The sequence below is a fragment of the Streptomyces africanus genome (assembly GCF_030816955.1).
Classification (GTDB): Bacteria; Actinomycetota; Actinomycetes; order Streptomycetales; family Streptomycetaceae; genus Streptomyces; species Streptomyces africanus.
The window spans coordinates 809,016-831,047 of sequence record NZ_JAUSYP010000001.1; the positions used below are offsets into that span (position 1 = coordinate 809,016).

Annotated in this window: 16 protein-coding genes; 6 read left to right on the top strand and 10 right to left on the bottom strand. The window is 71.3% G+C overall.

Translation table 11 applies throughout. The features are described from left to right. The first annotated feature begins 24 nt into the window (after positions 1-24). The 4 genes from QF034_RS03950 to QF034_RS03965 all read left to right on the top strand — a co-directional run bounded on the left by QF034_RS03950 (position 25) and on the right by QF034_RS03965 (position 5,672). A complete protein-coding gene (locus QF034_RS03950; protein ID WP_307173578.1) occupies positions 25-1,356 on the top strand; it encodes an ABC transporter substrate-binding protein in 1,332 nt (443 codons plus the stop codon). A 2-nt stretch (positions 1,357-1,358) separates the two neighbouring features. After that, complete coding sequence (locus QF034_RS03955) at positions 1,359-2,282, top strand: carbohydrate ABC transporter permease (RefSeq protein WP_307173579.1); 924 nt, start codon at positions 1,359-1,361, stop codon at positions 2,280-2,282. Then, the gene (locus QF034_RS03960; protein WP_307173580.1) at positions 2,279-3,103 is read left to right on the top strand and encodes a carbohydrate ABC transporter permease; all 825 of its coding nucleotides are present in this window, start codon (positions 2,279-2,281) and stop codon (positions 3,101-3,103) included. The genes QF034_RS03955 and QF034_RS03960 overlap by 4 nt, the downstream gene beginning before the upstream one ends. A 100-nt stretch (positions 3,104-3,203) precedes the next feature. After that, a complete protein-coding gene (locus QF034_RS03965; protein ID WP_307173581.1) occupies positions 3,204-5,672 on the top strand; it encodes a CBM35 domain-containing protein in 2,469 nt (822 codons plus the stop codon). A 70-nt stretch (positions 5,673-5,742) separates the two neighbouring features. Here QF034_RS03965 and QF034_RS03970 read toward each other — a convergent pair whose 3' ends face one another. Then, positions 5,743-6,252, bottom strand: coding sequence for a cupin domain-containing protein (locus tag QF034_RS03970; protein WP_307173582.1), 510 nt, complete (start codon positions 6,250-6,252; stop codon positions 5,743-5,745). A gap of 524 nt (positions 6,253-6,776) precedes the next feature. Here QF034_RS03970 and QF034_RS03975 point away from each other — a divergent pair. Further along, positions 6,777-7,007 (top strand): twin-arginine translocase TatA/TatE family subunit, encoded by a 231-nt coding sequence (locus QF034_RS03975; RefSeq protein WP_307173583.1) that lies wholly within the window; start codon positions 6,777-6,779, stop codon positions 7,005-7,007. Between the two features lie 12 nt (positions 7,008-7,019). On the opposite strand, the gene htpG is transcribed toward QF034_RS03975, so the two are convergent. The 7 genes from htpG to QF034_RS04010 all read right to left on the bottom strand — a co-directional run bounded on the left by htpG (position 7,020) and on the right by QF034_RS04010 (position 15,844). Continuing rightward, positions 7,020-8,915, bottom strand: a complete 1,896-nt coding sequence (gene htpG, locus QF034_RS03980) for a molecular chaperone HtpG (protein ID WP_307173584.1) — start codon at positions 8,913-8,915, stop codon at positions 7,020-7,022. Positions 8,916-9,002: 87 nt separating this feature from the next. After that, a complete protein-coding gene (locus QF034_RS03985; protein ID WP_370880766.1) occupies positions 9,003-9,719 on the bottom strand; it encodes a class F sortase in 717 nt (238 codons plus the stop codon). A 133-nt stretch (positions 9,720-9,852) separates the two neighbouring features. Beyond that, positions 9,853-10,539, bottom strand: a complete 687-nt coding sequence (locus QF034_RS03990; RefSeq protein WP_307173586.1) for a hypothetical protein — start codon at positions 10,537-10,539, stop codon at positions 9,853-9,855. A 167-nt stretch (positions 10,540-10,706) separates the two neighbouring features. Continuing rightward, complete coding sequence (locus QF034_RS03995) at positions 10,707-10,994, bottom strand: DUF3040 domain-containing protein (RefSeq protein WP_307173587.1); 288 nt, start codon at positions 10,992-10,994, stop codon at positions 10,707-10,709. A 199-nt stretch (positions 10,995-11,193) separates the two neighbouring features. Then, positions 11,194-12,468: a cation:proton antiporter gene (locus QF034_RS04000; protein ID WP_307173588.1), complete on the bottom strand. Its 1,275-nt coding sequence runs from the start codon at positions 12,466-12,468 to the stop codon at positions 11,194-11,196. A gap of 618 nt (positions 12,469-13,086) precedes the next feature. Beyond that, entirely contained in the window at positions 13,087-14,550 is a 1,464-nt protein-coding gene (locus QF034_RS04005; RefSeq protein WP_307173589.1) for an L-fucose/L-arabinose isomerase family protein, read from the bottom strand. A 31-nt stretch (positions 14,551-14,581) separates the two neighbouring features. Beyond that, positions 14,582-15,844, bottom strand: a complete 1,263-nt coding sequence (locus QF034_RS04010) for an MFS transporter (RefSeq protein WP_307173590.1) — start codon at positions 15,842-15,844, stop codon at positions 14,582-14,584. Positions 15,845-16,052: 208 nt separating this feature from the next. Between QF034_RS04010 and QF034_RS04015 the strand changes: the two genes are divergently transcribed. Beyond that, a complete protein-coding gene (locus QF034_RS04015) occupies positions 16,053-20,036 on the top strand; it encodes a glycosyl hydrolase (protein WP_307173591.1) in 3,984 nt (1,327 codons plus the stop codon). Here the strand turns inward: QF034_RS04015 and QF034_RS04020 are convergent. Both QF034_RS04020 and QF034_RS04025 read right to left on the bottom strand, forming a co-directional pair. After that, a complete protein-coding gene (locus QF034_RS04020) occupies positions 20,033-21,052 on the bottom strand; it encodes a LacI family DNA-binding transcriptional regulator (RefSeq protein ID WP_307173592.1) in 1,020 nt (339 codons plus the stop codon). The genes QF034_RS04015 and QF034_RS04020 overlap by 4 nt on opposite strands. 116 nt (positions 21,053-21,168) lie before the next feature. Next, on the bottom strand, positions 21,169-21,945 hold the full coding sequence (locus QF034_RS04025; RefSeq protein WP_307173593.1) for a carbonic anhydrase: 777 nt from the start codon (positions 21,943-21,945) through the stop codon (positions 21,169-21,171). Positions 21,946-22,032: the final 87 nt, after the last annotated feature.

The following is a 22,032-nucleotide window of genomic DNA, read 5'->3' on the forward strand; positions in this document are numbered from 1 at the left end:
ACCGCCTGCTCCGAAAGGCACGAGATGAAGAGAAGAGCTCTCCCCGCCCTGGCGCTGATATGCGCCGTCGGCCTGGCCGCCACCGCGTGCAGCGACCCCACCGCCGGGGGCTCCGGTTCGGACGGTTCGGACGCCAAGCAGGCGGCGGTGAATCCGACCGCCCGGCTGGACGGCGTGAAGCTGACCATGTGGACCGCGCAGAACACGGTGACCGCGCCCAAGCAGGTCATCGACGCCTTCGAGAAGGCCACCGGCGCCAAGGTCGACACCCAGGCGATCCCGGACCTCTACGAGCAGAACGTGCCGACGAAGCTGGCCTCGGGCGACCGCCCCGACCTGATGTTCTGGCAGCCGTCCATCTCCACGCTGCCGTTCGTCCAGCCGAAGCAGAACCTGCTGACCCTCGACGGGGAGCCGTGGGTCTCCAAGCTCGGCGACACCGAAAGGTCCCTCGGCGTCATCGACGGCAAGCGGTACGCGGCGATCGTCACCAGCCCCGCCATGCTCGGCGTCTATTACAACAAGGACGTCTTCAAGCAGGCCGGACTGAGCGAGAAGGACTTCCCGAAGTCCTACGACGAGTTGCTCGCCCTCGGCCACAAGGTCGTCGACAAGACCGATGCGGCCGCCTTCTACGAGGCCGGCGGCGACAAGTGGCCGCTGCAGTGGCAGATGCAGCTCCAGCTCACCGACCTCGACCGGCAGTGGTGGGCCGATCTCAACGCCGGCAGGAAGAAGTGGACCGACCCGGTCGTCGTCGGCGCGATCAAGAAGTACAAGGAGAAGCTGCTCGACGCCGGGCTCGCCCAGAAGAACTACCGGACGGGCACCTTCACCGGGCAGGCCGACGCGCTGTGGAAGGGCGACGCCGGCATGGTCCTCAACGTCACGTCCTTCCAGAGCCAGTTGCAGGCCAAGTACTCCACCGCCGAGCTCGACAAGAAGATCGGCTGGTTCCCGGTCGCCAACTCCTCGGCCACCGGCCTGTACTCCCCCGACCAGACCAACGGTGTCGTCGCCTTCAAGACCGGTGACGAGAAGCGCCAGAACGCGGCCCGGCAGTTCCTCGCCTTCTGGCTCGGACCGGACTACCCGGACTACATCAAGACGATGAAGATCCCGTCCGTGCAGCCGTCCGTGCCCACCCCCGACGGGCTGCCCGAGACGTCCACGGCCCAGATGGCGGCCCTGCCCAAGGCCATCGGCGTCTTCCAGGCCAAGGCGATCGTCGCCCCCGACACCCACCTCTACCTGGCCGACATGATCTTCGGCAAGAAGAGCCCGCAGCAGGTCGCGCAGGCGATCCAGGACCAGTTCGCGCAGGTGGCCAAGGCCCAGGGCGCTCCCGGGTTCTGACCATGGCGGACACGGTCGTACGTACGCGCAAGCAGCCGGCTGCACCAGGCGCACCGAAGGGCGTGGGACGGCTGCCACGCGCCGCCGTGCACCACCCCTGGTGGTTCGCGCTCCCCGCGATCGTCGTCTTCGCGGGTTTCTTCCTGGTGCCGAACCTGCTGAACTTCTACTACCCGTTCACCAACTGGTCCTCGTACCACGCGGACATCGCCTTCACGGGCCTGGACAACTTCAGGACCATCGCCGAGGACGGCTCGCTGCTGCGGGCGATCCGCACGACCCTGGTGTACGCGCTGCTGGCGGCGCTGTTCCAGAACGGCTTCGGGCTCGTGCTCGCGCTGCTGCTGGAGGACGACAGCCGCTTCAACCGGTTCTTCCGTGCCGTCTTCTTCCTGCCGGTGCTGATCTCGGCCCTCGCGACCGGTTACGTCTTCCAGGCGCTGCTCGACCAGGACGGGGCCGTCAACTCGGTCCTGGACACGGACGTCCCATGGCTGGGCTCGACGACCTGGACGCTGGTGATCGTCACGCTCATCCACGGCTGGAAGTGGATGGGCCTGTCGATGCTGATCTATCTGGCCGGGCTCAAGGGCATCCCCGGCGAAATGCTGGAGGCCGCGAAGTGCGACGGCGCGGGGCCGTGGCGGACCTTCTGGTCGGTGCGCTGGCCGATGCTCGCGCCGGCCGTCACCTTCAACGTCACCACCGCGCTGATCGGTTCGATGAACACCTTCGACATCGTGCAGGCCACCACGGGCGGCGGCCCCGCGGCCTCCACGGAGGTCTTCAACATCTACATGTTCCGGATCTTCGGGCAGGGCCTGTACGCGCAGGCCTCCGCGATGAGCCTCGTGCTGTTCCTGGTGGTGGTCGCCGTGGCGATCCCGCTGGTCGTGGGACTCCGGCGAAGGGAGCAGATGCTGTGACCGCGCTCTGGCGGTACGGCCGCCCGTCCCTCGTCGTCCTGCTCGCCGCGCTGGCCGTGGGCGTGCCGCTGTGGCTGGTCGCCGTCACCTCGGCCAAGCCGCAGGCCGAGGCGATCAAGCCGAACCTCGACCTGCCCCGGCACTGGCAGCCCGCGAGCAACTACGCGGACGCCGTCGGCCAGGGCGAGATGCTGCGCGGTTTCCTCAACTCGCTGCTGGTCGTGGTGCCTTCGGTGGTTCTGGTGCTGATCCTGGGCGCGGGTGCGGCCTGGGTCTTCGCCCGCAGGAAGTCGAAGCTGGTCTCGGCGGCGTACGCGCTGTGCATCAGCGGACTGCTGCTGCCGCCCGCCGTCATCACCATCGTGATGGAGCTGCGGCAACTGGGGCTGTCCAACACCCGCCCCGGCATGATCGCCGTCTACACCGGGATGTACCTGTCGACGTCGATCTTCTTCATGACCGGCTTCATCCGCGCCATCCCCATGGAGCTGGAGGAGGCGGCCCGGATGGACGGGGCGAGCCCGTCCCGCATCTTCTGGCGGATCGTCCTGCCGCTGCTCCGGCCGGTGATCGCCACCGCGACGATCATGGTGATGCTCTACGCCTGGAGCGACATCTTCTACGCGTTCTTCGTCCTCGGTGGCGGAGAGCGGGCGACCCTGCCGCTCAACCTCTACCAGGTCGCCAGCGCCCAGCTCTACCTCAACAACTGGCATCTCGTCTTCGCGTACGTCGTGGTGATGAGCCTGCCCATGGTCGCCGTGTTCCTCGTCGGCCAGCGAAAGATCGTGTCCGGAATCACCAGTGGAGCCGTGAAGTGACTGGAGGTCCAGCAGCGTGATCACCCCCACCCGCACGAGAGCCGGTACGAGGTCTCGTACCAGAACCGCCTTGATGACAGCACTACTTGGAGCAGCCGCCATGGCAGCCACTCTCCCCGCAGCCGGCAACGCGGCGGCGGCAGCCGACCCGCAGCGCCTCACCGTCGACCTCAAGGCCTCCGAGGGCCCGGTGATGCTCGGCGCCAACGGCTCGCTGTACGGCCTCAGCGACGACGGCGTGCCCAGCGACGCCGCGATGGAGCCGCTGAAGATCACCAGCGTCTCGCAGAAGCCGGAGGGCGGCGCCCAGCACCCCAACGGCGACGCGCTCACCGTCTCCAAGTCGTTCTTCCGCAACGGCGGCGGCGAGATCAACGTGATGATGCAGGACATCTACGCCAAGTGGCCGTACGAGGACCTCGGCATCGACGACTACCTCCCCAAGGTCGACAAGATCGTCAAGGAGGTGTCGGCCGACCCGAACAGCGACCGCTTCGTCTACATCCCGTTCAACGAGCCGGACCAGATCTGGTACAAGCTCGACGTCGCCGACCAGGCGCAGTACGAGAAGAACCGCGACCGGTTCTTCCAGGACTGGAAGACGGTGTACCAGCGGATCCGCGCGATCGACCCGGACGCGAGGATCGCCGGACCCAACGAAGCCGCGTACCACACCCGCCTGTTGAAGGACTTCCTGGCCTTCGCCAAGCGGGAGAACGTGCTGCCCCAGGTGATGACCTGGCACGAGCTGGGCTCCGGCTCGCTGCGCGACTTCCAGGCGCACTACGACGACTACCGCAAGCTGGAGCGTGAGGCGGGCATCGCCCCGCTGAAGATCAACATCGACGAGTACGCCAATCGCCGCGACCTGTCCGTGCCCGGACAGCTCGTGCAGTGGGTCTCGATGTTCGAGCGCAACAAGGTGTACGCCAACATGGCCTACTGGGATGCCGCCGGCAATCTCAGCGGCCAGGTGGTGCGCTCGAACATCCCCAACGGCGGCTGGTGGCTGTTCCGCTGGTACGCGGGCATGACCGGCGACACCGTGAAGGTGACGCCGCCGCAGCCGAACACCATCGACACGCTCCAGGGGCTGGCCTCCCTCGACACCTCCCGCCGCCAGGCGCAGGTTCTGCTCGGCGGCTCCGCGGGCGACTCGGACGTGGTCGTGCGCGATGTCCCCCGGTCGGTGTTCGGCCGCACGGTCACCGCGACCGTCGCCGAGGCCGCCTGGTCCGGGTACGAGGGGCAGCACGCGGCGCCGCGGGTCCTCGCGCGCACCAAGGTGAAGGTCGCGGACGACGGTTCGGTGACCGTCCCGCTGCGCGGCCTGCACAAGATGTCGGCGTACCGGGTCGTCCTCACCCCCGGTGGCTCGGGCACCCCGTCCGCCGCCTCCGTCCCGTGGTCGGCGTCGTACGAGGCCGAGGACGCGGCCATCACCGACGGCAAGGTCTACACCCAGGGCACGGTCCAGAACGCCAACGGCTACGCGGCCTCCGGCACCAAGGACGTCGGCTCGCTCAACCAGCCCGGCAGCAAGGTCGCCTTCTCGGTGACGGTGCCGAAGGACGGCACGTACGACCTGGCGATCCTGTACGGCAACCAGTCCGGCGGCCCCGCCACGCAGAAGCTGTCCGTCGACGGCGGCGACCCGGTGACGGTCACCTACCCCTCCACGGAGAACTGGACGTACCGCGCCAAGAAGGACGTCCGTGTCCAGCTGAAGGCGGGCACGCACCAGCTCACCCTGTCCAAGGGCGACGCCGAGGTCACCCTGGACCGGATCGACCTGACCACGCGGACGGGCGCGCCCTCCGCGTCCTACGAGGCCACGCTGGCGGACATCAGCGGCAAGCCGTCGTACGACTACACCTCGTCGGCCGGTGTGGGCACCGGCTCCCTGGTCCTGCGCTCCGGTGACAAGGCCGTGTTCGACGTCTACGCCCCGCGCGACGGCTACTACACCGTGGTGCCGCGCACCTCGGCGGCCGTGAAGCTCTCGCTGCACGGGGAGACGGTCACGGCCGCGCCCGGCCGCCCGCTGCGGCTCTACCTCGTCGCGGGCAACAACCGGATCGCGATGACGTCCAGCCACTCCGCCGTCCGCTCGCTCGACGTCTCCGGCGACGGCTCGGCCGCCGGCACCCTCTCCTACGAGGGCGCCAAGGCCACGCTCGCCGGCGGGGCCGAACTCGTCGACTCCCCGCACGCGTCGGCCGGCTCGTACATCGGCCGGCTCGGCAACAGCCCCTCCAGCACCGCCGAGTTCACGGTGAACGCGCCCCGGTCCGGCCGCTATCTGCTGGTCGTCCACTACGCGCACAACGACCGCAGGGACAACGGCCACGCCTACAACACGGACATCATGTCCCGTACGGCGGACATCACGGTCGGGACGGCGGACCCGGTGAAGGTCACCTTCAAGAACACCTGGAGCTGGGACGACTACTGGACCGTCGGCGTCCCGGTCGATCTGGCGAAGGGCGCGAACAAGGTGACGTTCGGCAACGCGAGCGCCTGGGCGCCGAACCTCGACCGGATCGAGCTGGGCCGGGTCGTGGGCTGAACCGCACGCTGACCGGGGGCGGTTGCGGAGGAGCCAGCGGTTCTCCTCCGCAACCGGCCCGCGGGATGAACTACTCCGCCCCGGGCTCGAAGTCCTCCACGAAGTAGCTGTCGTGCCGGATGCGGAACTGCTTGAGTTCCTCGCCGCCGCGCTGTGACATCTCCGCGACCCGCTCGAAGTACTCCTCGCGTGGGGCGCCCGGGGAGAAGAGCAGGAGCATGGACATGGGCTCGTCGGTCACGTTTTTGAAGGCGTGCAGACCGCCGACCGGTACGTACAGGAAGTCGCCCGCGCGGCCCGTGACCCACCTCTCGCCGTTGTACAGCTCCAGTTCGCCGGAGAGGATGTAGAAGGACTCCGACATCGCCTTGTGGAAGTGAGTCTTGGCCCCAGCGGACCGTGCGCCCAACTCCACCTTGTACAGGCCGAATTCGCCGCCCGTCGACTCGTTGGTGGCGAGGTAGTGGGTGGCGCCGCCGGGCGAGGAGATGTCCGGCGGGGTGTCGGCCGGGCGGAAAACCGCGTTCACCTCACCCTTGTCGCCGTGGTAGCGGGGCTCCGGGTACTCGGGGTACGACATGATGCGCTCCTTCGGCAGGTCTCCACCAGCATGGTGGCTCCCGCCCCTGGAAGGCGGCATCGGGCGCACGGATGATCTTGCGTCGGACCGGGATGAGGGCTGGGGACCTAGGGTCGGCGAGAGTGCGTGCCGGGCGCCGTGGGTGCTGTGCGGGACTTTCGAAACACCCCCCTAGTACCGGGGCGAGCCGTACCGCGCCTGCCTCGCCGTACGGACGGCCGCCCGGCAGGACGCGCGGCGTCCGCTCGCCACCGGCAGTCCGCTGCCGCGCTCGCGGTGCTCACCCTGATCGTGGCGGGTGTGTCCGCCCGGGGCTCTGCTGCTGCTCGGCTGCCTGCTCCGGGTCGCCGGCGGGCCGGGCCCGTCACCCGGCTCGCCCGGGGGCAGGCCTGCTCGACCGCGGCCTGCTGCCCCCTCTGCTCCGGCGTCCGGCGGTCGCACGCACCGAGGGCGGGGGTCACAAGGGGCTCCCCGCCCGATACGCTCGCGCCGTGCCCGGCCCGGGCGAGAAAGGACAGGACATCATGTTCGGACTGAGCGAGCTCGCGATCATCCTCATCGTCGTCATAGCCGTGATCGGGGCGAAGAAGCTGCCCGAACTGGCCCGGTCGGCCGGCAAGTCCGCCCGCATCCTCAAGGCCGAGGCACGCGCCGCGAAGGACGAGGAGGCCGGGACGGCCCCCGCGCCACGGGTGGTCCAGGGCGAGATCGTCCCGCCCGCCGCGCGTGCCGCGGACGCCCCGGACCCCCGCTGATCCTCCCCCTGCCTACAGCGTGCGCTCCAGGCGGTCGGCCACGAGCTTGACGAAGCGCGCGGGATCCTTGGGCTGGCCGCCCTCGGCGAGCACCGCCAGTGTGTGGAGCAGCTCGGCGGACTCCACGAGGCCCGAGCGGTCCTCGCGCTCCTGGTACGCCTGGTTCAGGTTCTTCACCAGCGGGTGGCCGGGGTTGAGTTCGAGGATCCGCTTGGTGCGCGGCACCTCCTGGCCCATCGCCCGGTACATGTTCTCCAGGGCCGGGGTCAGGTCGTGCGCGTCCGAGACGACACAGGCCGGGGAGACGGTGAGCCGCGCCGACAGGCGCACCTCCTTGATGTCCTCGTCCAGCTGCTCCCGCATCCAGCCGAGCAGTCCGGCGTACTCCTCGGCCTGCTTCTCCCGCTCCCCGCCGGCCTTCTCGTCCTTCTCGCCGTCGAGGTCGATCTCGCCCTTGGCGACGGAGCGCAGCTTCTTGCCCTCGTACTCGCCGACGGCGTCGACCCACACCTCGTCGACCGCGTCGGTGAGCAGCAGGACCTCGATGCCCTTGTCCCGGAACGCCTCCATGTGCGGGGAGTTCTCGATGCTCTGCCGGGACTCGCCGGTGATGTAGTAGATGTCCTCCTGGCCGTCCTTCATCCGCTCCACGTACTGCGCGAGGGTGGTCGGCTCGTCCTCGGCGTGCGTGGTGGCGAACGACGCGACGGCGAGGATGGCGTCCCGGTTCTCGGAGTCGGTGACCAGGCCCTCCTTCAGGACGGTGCCGAACTCCCGCCAGAACGTGGCGTAGCGGTCGGCGTCCTTGGTCTTGATCTCCTTGACCGTGGAGAGGACCTTCTTCGTCAGCCGGCGCTGCATCATCCGGATGTGCCGGTCCTGCTGGAGGATCTCGCGGGAGACGTTGAGCGAGAGGTCCTGCGCGTCGACGACGCCCTTGACGAAGCGGAGGTAGGGCGGCAGCAGCGCCTCGCAGTCGTCCATGATGAAGACGCGCTTCACATACAGCTGGACACCGCGCTTGAAGTCCCGCGTGAACAGGTCGTGCGGGGCGTGCGAGGGCACGAAGAGCAGGGCCTGGTACTCGAAGGTGCCCTCGGCCTGGAGCCGGATCGTCTCCAGCGGCTCGCGCCAGTCGTGGCTGATGTGCTTGTAGAGCTCGTGGTACTCGTCGTCGGACACCTCGTCGCGCGACCGCGCCCACAGGGCCTTCATGGAGTTCAGCGTCTCGGGCTCGGGCGCGTCCTCGCCGTCGCCCTTCTCCGGGACCATCCGGATGGGCCAGGTGATGAAGTCCGAGTACCGCTTGACGATCTCCCTGATCGTCCACGGCGAGGTGTAGTCGTGGAGCTGGTTCTCCGGGTCGGCGGGCTTGAGGTGGAGCGTCACGGAGGTGCCCTGCGGGGCGTCGACCTTCTCCAGCGTGTACGTGGACTCGCCGCGCGACGTCCAGCGGGTCCCCTGGCTCTCGCCGGCGCGCCGGGTCACCAGCGTCACCTCGTCCGCCACCATGAAGCCCGAGTAGAAGCCGACGCCGAACTGGCCGATGAGCCCCTCGGCGCCGGCCCCGTCCTGAGCCTCCCGCAGCTCCTTCAGGAAACGGGCCGTGCCCGAGTTGGCGATGGTGCCGATGAGCTGTCCGACCTCGTCGTACGACATCCCGATGCCGTTGTCCCGCACGGTGAGGGTCCGGGCGTTCTTGTCGACGTCGATCTCGATGTGCAGGTCGGACACGTCGGCGTCGAGCGAGTCGTCCCGCAGCTTCTCCAGGCGCAGCTTGTCCAGCGCGTCGGAGGCGTTGGAGACGAGCTCCCGCAGGAAGACATCCTTGTTCGAGTAGACCGAGTGGATCATCAGCTGGAGCAGCTGACGTGCCTCTACCTGGAACTCAAACGTTTCGGTCGTCATGGTTCGCGAATACCTCACAGGTCCCACAGTCGCCTGAACTGGTGGCAGTCACTTTAAAACACCACGTCAGCGCCGGAGACCCGGATGTCACACGAGGTGGGCGAAGACGACCAGGTTCTCGGTGTAGTCCCGGGCCTGACGGTCGTAGGGGCCCGAGCACGTGATGAGCCGGACCTGGGCGTCCGGGGTGTCGCCGTACACGCGCTCGCTGGGGAACTCGTCCTTCTCGAAGGACTCCGTGTCGTCGACCACGAAGGTCGCCCTGCTGCCGTCGGCTCGCGCCACGTGGAACCGGTCGCCCTTCCTCAGCTCGCTGAGCCCCGCGAACACGGCCGGTGACGTCGCGGTGTCCACGTGCCCGGCGATGATCGCGGTTCCGGCCTCGCCGGGCGAGACGCCCTTGGCGTACCAGCCGACGAGGTTGGTGTCGTGGGCCGGAGGCGGTTCGAGCTGACCCGAACGGCCGATGACGAGGTCGGTGAAGGGCGCGTTCACCGAGATCTTGGGGATGTACAGGCGGACCGGCCGGGACCGCGGCAGATGGGGTCCGGCCCCGGACGCGTCGGTCCGGTGCGGCGCCGCGGACGAGGGCGGCGCGTCGGGCACGGCGGGTGCGGCCGGCGAGACGGCCGGCGGGGCGTGCGGCGGGCCGCCGGTGTCGGACGACGACTCACCACGGCCGGCGACCATGCTCACGGTCAGGACCAGGGCGGCGAGACTCCACAGGACCGTCATGACGGTACGGAATCGCCGCCTCGACGGCGGGAGGCCGGGCTCGGCAGGGGGAAGGGGGCTGGCTGCCATCGGAGACCACCTCATTCGGGCACGGCAGCGGAACGGACACGGCAGCGGAGACGGCACGCGGGAGGACGAGCCGGGCCGCCGCGACGCGAGGAGCACGTGCGGCGGCCACGGCGGCTACGAGGTCAGGCCTCGGTCATGCCGCGCCCCGCGAGGCCTTCTGGCGCCGCAGTGCGTACAGGCCGGTGCCGGCCACCGCCAGTACCGCGAGACCGCCGGCCGTCACGGCCGGTCCCGCGGCCAGGGCTCCGCCACCGGTGTGCATCCCGCCGTGCGGCTTGTCGTGCTTGTCGCCGTGCCAGGAGCCGTTGTCGTGCTTGCCGTGGTCCTCCTGCTTGTCGCCCCAGGGGTCCTCGTCCTGCTTGTCGCCCCAGGAGTCGTCGCCGTGCTCGTCGTCCCCGAGGGAGTCCTGGTCCCAGTCGTCGTCGGAGTTCACCGCGGCCAGGGCTCCGCTGCCGGTGTCCATCCCGCCGTGCGGCTTGTGGTGCTCGTCGCCGTGCTCCGAGTCCTTCTCGTGCTTGCCGTGCTCCTCGTGCTTGCCGTGCTCCTCGTGCTTGCCGTGCTCCTCGTGCTTGCCGTGCTCCTCGTCCTTGCGGTGGTCCGGGTCGTCCCCGTCGTCCGCGGTCACCGCGGTCAGGGCTCCGCCACCCGTGTGCATCCCGCCGTGCGGCGCGTCGTGTTTGCCGTCCTTGTGGTGCTCCCTGCTGTTAGAAGTGTTGTCGTGGTCCCAGTCACCCATCGCCTCGGCGTAGGCGGCGGGTGCGGCGATCGCGAGGGCGGCCGTGGCCGTGGCCGTCGCGAGCAGCATGCGGGCAGAGCGCATCGGTGAGTCCTTCCGTCGCGGACCGGGCGCTGACGCCTCGCCAGCTCACGAGACCCGGCCTCGACGTGAACCACCGTCAGTCATGCCGGGCCGTCCCACCATCCGGGGCGTTCACACGGGTTACGACCCCACTCTGACGGCGGCATCCGCCCCGGCCGCCGCGCGCGTCACCATCGCCTCTGCCTCTGCCGGCCCAGGCGGCTCGGGTCCGGGTCGACCAGCTGGGCCGCCATGCCGACGAGGACCAGCCCGGTGGCGATGAGCAGCCCTTGCGCCAGGGCGATGCCGGAGCCCAGGACGGCCACGCCGAGGGCCAGGGCCCACCAGGCTCCGGTACGCCGGTACTCCCGGGGCCGGGCCGGGCGGCCGGCGCTCATGGCCCGGGTGAACCTGGGATCCTCCCGCTCGAGTCGTGCTTCGAGGTCGACGAGACGCGCGTCTTCGGACTGGGGCACGGCTTCTCCTTCGCGGCGCGGCCGGTCTCACCAGGGCTTCGGCTTCTCCCCCCTCCAGCGGCGTCCGCCATGGGCCCCACACCCATCCTTCCCGGTGGCCGCCCCGTACGAACGCCGCGCCCCCGCAGGGGCGCGGGGAACTGCGCGACCAGCCACGACGAGAGCCGCGCGTGCGGACGAGGGTGTGCCAGGACACCCCCTACCGCTCGGCCTCGGCCGGCAGAGCGGCGGTGGCGGACGACGGTGTGCTGTCGTCCGGGGAGCGCGGCTCGGTGTCGTACGACGGGGCCGTGCGGCCGGGCAGGAGGTCCTGGGCCGCCCGGAGCGCGCGGGCGAGCAGGTGTGCCTGGCCGGCGGCGATGGGGCCGAGAATCGCGAGGACGAGGACGTACCCGGCGATGAACGGGGCGAGCCGGGCGTCGAGTCCGGCGCCGGCGGCCATGGCGGCCAGGATCAGTGCGAACTCTCCGCGGGCCACGAGGGTGGTGGCGATCTCGGCGGCGGGCTCGGTGCCGTAGCGGTACACGCGGGCGACGAGGAGTCCCGCGGTGACGTTCATGACGACGGTCAGGACCGCCGCCGCGGTGACCGGGCCGACGACGGAGACGATGTCGCCGGGGTCGATGGAGAGCCCGAAGGCGAAGAAGAAGATCGCCGCGAAGGCGTCGCGCAGCGGATGCACGAGTTCCCGGATGCGCGGGCCGGACGGCGTGCCGGCCAGGATCAGGCCGACCATGAACGCGCCGATGGCGTCGGCGACTCCGAGGACCTCGGCGACTCCCGCCACGAGGACGGCCGCGCCGAGGAAGCTGATGACGAGCAGTTCGTTGTCGCGGGTGGCGATGAGACGCCCGACCAGCCGGGTGCCGTAGCGGGCCGCGGCAGCGAGCAGCAGCAGGAAACCGAAGGCCTTGGCGCCCTGGAGGACCATGTCGCCGACGCCCTGGGCGCCGCTGATGACCGGCTGGAGCGCGGCTAGGTAGAGGGCCAGGAAGATGTCCTCGACCACGATGACGCCCAGGATGAGGCGGGTCTCGGGGCGGCCGATGCGGCCCTGGTCGATGAGGATCTTGGTGACGATGGCGGACGAGGAGATCCCCAGGACACCGGCGAGCACCAGCGCCTCCCTCAGGCCCCAGCCCAGGGCGAACCCGAAGACCAGACCCGCGCCGACGTTGAGCAGCAGATAGATGCCGCCCGCCGTCAGCAGACGCCGGCCGCCGCTCTTGAGGTCGTCGAGGTGGAACTCCAGGCCCAGGTAGAACAGCAGCAGCACCAGTCCGAGCGCGGAGAGCATCTCGAAGTCGTGTGCGTCCTCGACGATGACCAGGCCCGGGGTGTGCGGGCCGAGCAGGATGCCCGCGAGCATGAACAGCGGGATCGTCGGGAGTCCGATCCTGCCGCCGAGGCGGGCGAGGAAGGCGGCGGCCAGGAAGGCACCGCCCATGGCGAGGAGGCTGTCAGCGTGTCCCACGGGTCACCGCCTTCGCGGGCGCGCCGGGGGCGGATCGTTTCACCGTGCGGGGATGGATAAGGGCTCCTCCTTCGTGGGGCTGGGTCGGACGGCGTCGTGCGCGTCTCGGCACCGGCCGAGGCCGGGGCCATGACAACCGGCCCGAGCCTCGCCGACGCCGCCAGCCTCACACGGGCCCCGGGCCCGTCTCCATCGGTGCCCGCACCCATTTGGGGGTGGGGGCGACACCCATCACACAGGGGCCCGTGCCGGGGGCGGCACCCGTCACCGGGGGGACCCGTCACGGGGACGACAACCGACACGTGGGCGGCACCGGTCACGGGGCGACAACGGTCACCGGCGCGGCGCCACCCGTCACGGGAGGGACACCCACCACGGAGGGGGACCTGTCACGGGGGGCGACACCGGTCACCGGGGGGCGGCACGGGGCGACAACCGACGCGTGGGCGGCACCGGGGCGACACCCATCACGGGGACACCGGTCACCGGGGCGGCGACACCCGTCTCGGGGACGGCACCCGTCGCGGGAGGGACACCCACCACGGAGGGGGACCTGTCACGGGGGGCGGCACCCGTGGGGGGCGACACCCATCACGGAGGGCTGCACCCGGCTCCCTGTCACACGTGGCGGTGGTCGATGTCCAGCAGGCTCGCCGCCGCCCTGAAGTCGGCCGCGTGGTGGCCGACCGCGAGGGACCAGTGGTGGCCGACACCCGTGGCGCTCCATGCGTCCACCCATTCGCCGGGGTCGCGGCCGAAGTCGACGCGGCTGGTGGTGTTGCCGATCTCCAGCAGGGGTCCCGGAACGACGGTTCCCTCGGAGGTGACGAAGGACAGGCTGCCGTCGGCGTCCTGGCCGAGGCCGAGCAGTGTGACGGGCCCGTGCTGGACGTCGAACTCGACGCTCACGCCCCAGCCGCGTTTGCCGTGGTAGACGCCGAGCCCGCGCAGCAGGGGGTCGCGGGCGCTGACCGCGAGGTGGGCGGGTCCGTCGTGGCCCATCTCCACGACGCCGTCCTCGAAGTTCAGGGCCTGGATCTCGGTGAAGGAGCCTCCGGCGCCGACGCTCTGGGAGGCGAGCTGGGCGACGCTGGTGCGCAGTTCGTACTCCCCGGCCGCCGGCACGCCCCGGGCCGTGAGCAGGGAGGCACCCAGGATCATGCCGGCGCCGAGCCGCTCGTGCAGCTCCCCGTCGAGGCCCCGGTGGTAGTACGCGAGGCTGTCGAGCTGGAAGTCCGCCACGAGCCGGTCGAGGGCGACGGACACGGTCGCGCCCCAGGCGAAGTCCTCCTCCACGACACTGTCGTCGAGGGTGAAGACCTGCCGGGCGAGCGTCATCCGCTCCCGGGTCTCCTGCTCGGTCACGCGCTCCACCCGGTGCCGCAGGTCGTCGAACTCCAGCACCTCCACGTGCGAGCCGAACGTCGTGGACAGCAGCGTCGGATCGGTCTGCACGTCGAGCATGCCGGGATACACGTGTCCCATGAGGCCGTGCCGGGCGTGCCGGAGCGCGGCGCGGATGTGCGCGGCCCGGATCCACTGTTCGATGCGCCGCCAGGCGGACTCCTGCCGCAGCCAGCCCGAGACCGAGCGGAAGGGGATGCCGGCGCGCCGGAAGACGTTGCCGACCTCGGGGACGGGGCACTGGCCGCAGTAGGCCAGCCAGGCGCCGGTGTCGAAGGAGGCGTGGTCCATCCTCTCGGTCGGCTGGAGGTCGATGACCAGGACCGGCGTGTGCGAGCGCTGCGCGATCGGCAGCACCATCGAGGAGGTGAGGTACGTCGTCAGGAACAGCACGATGAGGTCGCAGTCGGCCTTGCGCAACTGCTCGGCGGCGCGCGCTCCTTCCCGGGCGTCGGAGACGAACCCGGCGTCGGTCACCTCGGCGTCCATCCCCCGGAAGCGCTCGGCGACATAGGCGGCCGACTCCTGCAGCTGCGGGAGGAGCCCGGGGAACTGCGGCCAGTACGTGCCGAGTCCGCCGGCGACCAGTCCGATCCGGGTGCGGCGCCGGGTGACCGGCGGGAGCAGGTCGTGCAGGGCGGCGGCCCGTACGGCGGTGCGGTCCGCGGTCGTTGCCATGGTCGGTGCTCCTTGTCGGGTCTGCTGCGGCTCAGGTGCTGGGGACACGCAGGTCGGCTCTGTCCGGCGCGGCGCCGGTGGTACGGCGGACCAGGACGCGGATGATGAACACGCCCGCGAACGCGGCCACCGTCATGCAGGCGGTGATCGTCCAGAGCAGGACGGCCGGGCTGTGGTCGGCCAGGGCGGGAGTGAAGAACGCGGCGACCGCGAAGACCCCCCGGGACAGGGCGTAGGTGAGGCCCTGGGTGGTGCCGCGGGTGTCCGCGGGCAGCGTGAGCTGCGACCACACCTTGTAGTTCGCCTCTCCGGCGAAGGGGTTGGAGAGCTGGTAGAGCACGAAGAAGACGAGCATGCCGACGAGCGCGCCCGCGGTCAGGGACGCGATGACGAAGGCGAGGATCTGCACCACCGCGGCCACGTGGAACAGCCGGTCGCGCCAGGGGCTGTCGGCGACGCGGACGAAGGCGAAGGTCAGCAGCACGCCGATCGGGATGAAGGCCAGGTTGATCCCGGTGGCCAGGCTCTGTGAGGCGTCGCTGACGGTCACGAGCAGATAGGTGCCGAACTGGCCGAAGGTGTTGGCCCCGAGGCCCCAGGTGACGTAGAAGACGAACGTCGCGGTCATGGGCAGCAGGGCGGCGCGCGTCCAGATCTTCTTCAGGGCGACGCGCTGCGGGGCGGCCTTTGTCGCCGGCTCCGCCGTGTCGTGCTCCGGGGACAGCTTCAGGCGGGATCGCAGGGCCCAGGTGACGAGTGCGGCGACGGCGAGCTGTCCGGTGATGAGCCGGGCCCCGGTCATGCCCGTGGTGGACAGGACGAAGCCGAGGAAGATGGCGACGGTGATGCCCAGCATCCACATGACCTGCGTGAAGGCGATGAGCCTGCCGCGGGCCCAGGAGGGCGCGGCGTCCGAGACCACGGCCAGGGACGTCGGCAGGTCGGCGCCGGCCGCGAGTCCCGCGATGAGGACGCCGATCAGCAGCGTGATGTCGTCGGGCGCCAGCGTGATGACGATCGCCCCGAGCGCGAAGCAGAAGATGTCCCAGTTGTAGACGCGGCGGCGGCCGAAGAGGTCGGCGAGCCGGCCGCCGACGAGGGAGCCGACGGCGATGCAGCCGGTGACGATCGCGCTGATCGCACCGGCCATCCACACGCCCATGTCGTAACTGTCGCGATAGATGGCCAGGTTGACGGAGATGCTGACGATCAGCCCGGCGTCGAGGTAGGAGGCCATGCCCGACAGGGCGGCGGCCTTCCAGAGCGGTGTGGGGATGGGGCGGGTACCGGCCATGATGCGACTCCGTCGTCTGGTGACATCGCGGTTCCGGGGGCCTGGTCGCAGCGAATATAGGGCGGGAAAAACGTTGCAACAAGGTGTCGCGCAGACATCGGCTTCAGCGTGTCGCCGTCCGCCGTGCCGTCCGGGGATATGGCGTGACTGTTCCAGGTCGCCTACGGTGAAGGTGGCCTAAAAACGTTTTAGGGGAAGGACCGCGTCCGTGATCTCCCCCGCGCTCCGGCAGCTGTTCGACGACCCGCCCCGCGATTTCGGCCCGGCTCCCCTGTGGTGGTGGTCGGGTGCGAAGGTCACCCGCGAGCGACTCGCCTGGCAACTGCGGGCGTTCGCCGAGGGCGGTGTCCACAACCTCGTGGTGATCAACCTGGCCCCGGCCGGTCCGACGTTCGGCGCCCGGGCGGACGATCCGGCGTGGTTCGGCAAGGAGTGGTGGGCGCGCTTCACCGACGCCTGCGAGATCGCCGCGGAGTTGGGCACGCGCCTGTGGTTCTACGACCAGATCGGGTTCTCCGGCGCCAATGTGCAGGGTGGAGTGACACGGCGTCATCCCGAGGCCAGGGGTTGTGCGCTGCGCTGTCGCGACGTCACCGTCTCCCGGGGCACGGTGGCCCTGCGGGACGCCGAGACCCCGCTGGCCGCCTACTCGCCGCAGGGCCGACGCCTCGACGTCGTCGTGGACGGCCCGGGCACCCTGTCCGTCGCCGCCGCCGACGGAACCGGCGTACGGCTCGTCACCACCGTGCCCACGGCGTTCGACTATCTGGACCCGCAGGCCGTCGGGCTGTTGATGGACGCCGTGCACCACGAGTACGACCGCCGCGTGCCCGAGTATCTGGGCACCGTCATCGCGGGCAGCTTCCAGGACGAACTGCCGGGCACGAACGCCTGGAGCCACCGCTTCGCCGAGGAGTTCCGCGCCCGGCGGGGCTACGACCTGCTCGATCACCTGCCGGCCCTGTTCGGCACGGACGCCGCCGTCCCGGAGACGAAGATCCGCGCCGACTACTACGCGGTCCGCGCGGAACTCACCGAAGAGGCCCTCTTCCGGCCGCTGGCCGCTTGGCACCGGGAGCGCGGGATGCTGCTGGGCAGCGACCAGAGCCACCCCGCCCGCGCGGGCTACCCGGCCCAGTCGACGCAGATCTACACCGACTATTTCCGCACCCACCGCTGGTACGGCGCCGCCGGCAGCGACCACCACGGCGACGCCAAGGTGCACTCCTCCATGGCCCACCTCTACGGCCACGAGCGGGTCTGGATCGAGGCGTTCCACTCCTCCGGCTGGGGCGGCACGCTGGAGGACACCTACCACTGGCTGCTGCCGTTCCTGCGCAGCGGCGCCAACCTGTACAACCCGCACGCCAGTTACTTCGGCACCGCGGGCGGCTGGTTCGAGTGGGCGCCGCCGTCCACCGACTGGCGCCAGCCGTACTGGAAGCAGTACCCGGCGTTCTCCCGGGCCGTGGCCCGGATCTGCTCGATCATGTCCTGGGGCGGCTACGCCGCCGACGTGGCGGTCCTGCACCCGACCGCGACCATGCAGGCCCTCGTCCCGCTGGACGCGCCCGTGCGGCACTTCGGCGACGGCCGGCTGGGCGACGGCCACGCCGACGCCGACGAGACGCAGCGCCACTACCTCGACCTGTGCGGCACGAACAACTGGCTCGCCCCGCACGCCGGCGCCCTGGACCGGCGCGGCATCTCCTTCGACGTGGTCGACGACGACTCGGTGCAGCGCGCCAAGGCCGCCGACGGCGCCCTGCGGATCAGGGACCTGGCGTACCGTGCGGTGCTGCTGCCCTCGGCGAGTGTGCTGGAGGAGGAGACGGCGCGGCGGCTGACCGAACTGCTCGACGTGGGCGGCCGCGTCGTCGTCGTGGGCCGGCCTCCTGCCACGGCCGCCGGCCGGGCCGGTGACGACGCGGTGGTGGCGGCCCTGCTGGCGCATCCCCGGCTGGAGCGGGTGCGCGACCCGGAGGCCGGCGCGGCGGCCGTGACCGACGCGGCCGGTCACGCCACCGGCGAGGTGCCGCTGCTCGTCCGGCGGACGGGCAACGAGGCGGTGGCGCTGGTCACGGCGGCCTTCCCCGAGATCGGCGCGCATCCGCTGCGGGCCGGGTCCTCCCCGTCGGGCGACGCGGCCGGCACCTCGTCCGTCACCGTGCGGGCCGCCGTCGCGGAGGCCGAGGTGTGGAACCCGGCGACCGGTTCCCGCGCGCCCGCGCACGTCACCGTCTCCGGCGACGGCGACGGCGACGTCTCGACCATCGACGTGCCGCTGGACGGCGCCCCCGCGGTCCTGGTCGTGTGGCGCGAGGGGCGGCCGGGGACGACGCGTCCTCGACGGGAGACACGGGAGACACCCGCCCGGGTGATCGACGTCTCGACCGGCTGGCACGGCCGCCTGGTCCCCACCATGGACAACACCTGGGGCGATCTCGCGCTGCCCCCGGGTTCGCCGGTGGACGAGCCGCAGATCTGGACCATGGAGTGGGCCGAGGGCGGGGCTTGGGAGCGGACGCGAGTCACCTACGGCAACCGGGTCCGTGTCCTGCCTCCGGTGCCGCTCGGCCAGGTGCCCGAGCCGCTGGACACCGTATCCGTGGAGCGGGTCCTGGCCGGTGAGCTGCCGCTCGCGCCACCCGGCGCGGGCTGGGACGTCGCCGTGTACTCGTCGAGCCGGGGCATCCCGGACCCTGGCGGCCTGCTGGGCCTCAAGGGGCTGGTGAACGAGGAGTTCGTCCGCGTCCCGGTGCCGCTCGGCAAAACGGCCGCCCGGGTCCGGGCGATCGTGGAGACCAGCCACCGGGGGCCCGCCGAACTGCACGTCGGCGCGGAGTGCGCCAAGCGCGTGTGGTGGAACGGGCAGCCGCTGGAACCGGACGGCGGCTACCTGGCCTCCGCCCGGGTCACGGTGGCCCGGGACCGCAACGTGCTCGAGTACGAACTGTCCGGCGCCCAGAGCCGCCCCTCGACGATCTCGGCCACCGACGGCACGCCCCTGGGCAGCTTCTTCTGTCTGTCGGAGCCGGGCGGGCTCGGGCCGCGTCCGCGGTTCATGCGGCCCCCGGACGGAGTGCGGCCGGACGGCCGCGTCACCTACCGGGCGCGGCTGCGGGTCCCGGGCGGCGACGCCCGGACGGTGCTCGTCGTGGGTGCCGCCTCGGCGGTCACCGTGCTGCTCGACGGGGAGGTCGTGGCGCGGCAGGAGAAGGTGGAGTACTACGAGGCGGACTGGGGCGCCGTGCCGATGTTCTTCCGGCACGAACCGGTGCTCGGGGCGGGCGAGCACACGCTGGAGGTCGTGGCCGACGGTGCCGACGCCCGGGACGCGGTGTTCGTCGACCTGGTGGTGCGCTGCGGGGCCGGGGTGACGGCGCTGGTCAGCGGCGCGGGCTGGGAAGCCGCGACGGGTGACTGGCGGGGCCGGACCGTCGAGGACGCGCGCAGGCGGGGCGAGGTGCAGCACTGCCACGCGGCGGTACGGCCGCACCCGCTGCCGGACACCGGGTGGCTCACCGGCCGGCCGGTGCTCGGCGGCACCGTATGGCCGTCGCGGTCCACCGACGAGGTCCGCGCGCTGCCGCAGCGCTTCCGGTTCACGGTGCCGGCGGGAACGGTGTCGCTCGGCCTGCCGCTGGCACTGCGCGCGAGCGTGCGCGTCGGGGACGGGCCGGAACTCCCCCTGGAAGGCGATCGGCTGACACTTCATCAGCCTCTCCCGGAGCCCACCCCGGTCGAGGTGGTCACCGAGCCGACGGCGGTCCTGCGGGGCGGCTCCGCCTGGCGGGGGCCGGTGCGGGTGCGTGCCGTGCCGGCGCCGCTGCCCCTGGGGGACTGGCGGGAGCTGGGGCTGGGCAGTTGGAGCGGAGGCGTGACGTACGCGCGGGTTCTGGACGTGCCGTCGGGACCCGATCCCGTGCTGGATCTCGGGCGGGTGCGGGGCAGTGTGGAGGTGTCGGTCGACGGGGAGCCGGCCGGTGAGGCGTTCTGCGCGCCGTACCGTTTCCCGTTGCGCGGTGCCGCCGGGCGCAGCGTGCGGCTGGAGGTGACCGTCCGGGGCACGCTGGCGCCGTATCTCGCTCAGGCGACGCCGACGGCCTGGGCGTTCGAGTCCCAGCTGTCGTCGGGGCTGGTGGGGCCGGTGACGCTGCGGATCGCGTCCGCCTCGGCGGGCGGAGTCTAGTCCTCGGCGGGCGGTCGGGTGGAGTCGCGCACGACGAGGCCGGGGGCGAAGACGCGGGTCTCGTGGACGTGGTCCGCGCGGGCCTCGATCTCGTCGAGGAGCATCTCCACGGCCGCCCGGCCGAGGTCCTCGACCGGCTGCCGGACCGTCGTGAGGGTGATGGCGCCGAAGGTCGCGATGTCGAGATCGCCGTAGCCGACCACCTGGACCTCCTCGGGAATGCGCACGCCCCGGTCGGTCAGTCCGCGGCACAGGCCCGCGGCGAGGAAGTCGTTGGTGCAGAAGACCCCGTCGGGCCGGTCCCCGAGGCCGTGCGCGATCCGTGTGCCGTACGCGACGGTCATCCGCTCGGCGACGACCTGGTCCAGCCGTGCCTCGCGCCGGCTGCGCACGGCCTGCCGGGCGCCCTGGTAGCGGTCGGCGCACTGGCGTATGCCGCGCTCGCCGTTGACGACGAGGATGTCGCGCGCGCCGCTGTCGAGGAGGTGCTGTACGGCGATCCGGCCGCCGGCGATGTCGTCGACGGAGGCCGAGCAGCCGTCCCGGTCGGGCATCGCGCGGTCGGCCAGGACGAGCGGGATGCCCCGCTCGCGCAGCCGGGCGAGCCGGCCCGGGTCGGCGCTGAGCGGCACGACGACGACGCCGACGGCCCGCTGCTCGACGAGCATGCTGAAGTAGCCCTGCTCCCGTTCCGGGTCGTCTCCGCTGTGGCAGAGGACGAGGGAGTAGCCGTGGTCGTAGGCCGCGTCCGCGGCGCCCCGGGCGATGCGCGCGTAGAAGGAGTTGGTCACGTCGGGCAGCACCAGGCCGATGGCCGAGGCGCGCCCGGTGCGCAGTCCGGCGGCTCCGGGGTGGGGGACGTAGTCGAGCGCGGCGACGGCGACGCGGACGCGCTCGGCGGTCTGTGCGGTGACGCGCTCGGGCCGGTTGAGCACGTTCGACACCGTGGACACCGAGACGCCGGCGGCGGCCGCGACGTCCTGGATGCGGGCGGGGCGTGCCGGAACGGCGTCCACCCCCTCGCTGTTGCAGCCGTGCGACCAGGCACGACCGTGGCCTTCATGGGCGCCGCAAGTATAACGTGACCGGGCGTGGAACGTTTTTTTCCCGCCCGGTCGTCGTGGTCTCCGAGTCAGGCGGAGGGCGCGCCGCTGAGGACCTCCACGCGGCCGGTGTCGAGTGAGTAGTAGGCGCTGACGACGGCCAGGTCGCCCTTCGTCACGAGCGGGGCGAGGTCCCTGTTGGTCCGCAGCTCGGCGGCGGTCCGGTCGATGTGGATCCGCACCATGGCGTCGACCGGGTCGGAGTGCTTCTGCCGGGTGGTCTCCCGGTAGGCCGGCCGCAGGGCGTCGGAGATCGCCTGGAGGTTGCCGGGCAGCGTCTTGCCGTCGCGCATCGCCTCGTAGGCCGCCTTGATCGCACCGCAGCGCTGGTGTCCGAGGACCACGATCAGCGGGGTGCCGGACGTCATCGGCCCGTACTCCACGGACCCGGTGACCACCGGCCCCACGACCTGCCCGCCGGTGCGCATCACGAACAGGTCGCCGAGGCCCGTGTCGAAGACGAGCTCCGGCGGCACGCGGGAGTCGATGCAGGACAGGACGACGCCGTAGGGGTCCTGTGCCTCGGCGACGAACTCGCGCCGCTTCGGGTCACGGTCGGGGTGCTGGAGCTTTCCGTCCGCCCAGCGCTTGTTGCCGTCCATCAGCCGCGCGTACGCCGCCCAGGGCGAGTCCGGTCGCGGGCCCGCCGCGGGCGAGGGTGAGGGGGTCTTGGCCGCGCCCACGGCCGACGTCTTCCCCGCGCCCGAGGTGTCCGAGTTCGACGAACAGGCGGTGAGCATGGCTGCGGTGGCAGCCAGCCCACCGGTGAGTATGGCCCTGCGCTGCGGTGTCCTGGCGGTACCCATGTGGCCGTCCCTTTCGGTCTCCGTTCTCCCTGCCGGGAGCGGTGATCCAACTGTCGTGGGAGGCCGGTTAGCGCCCGTACAGCGCTG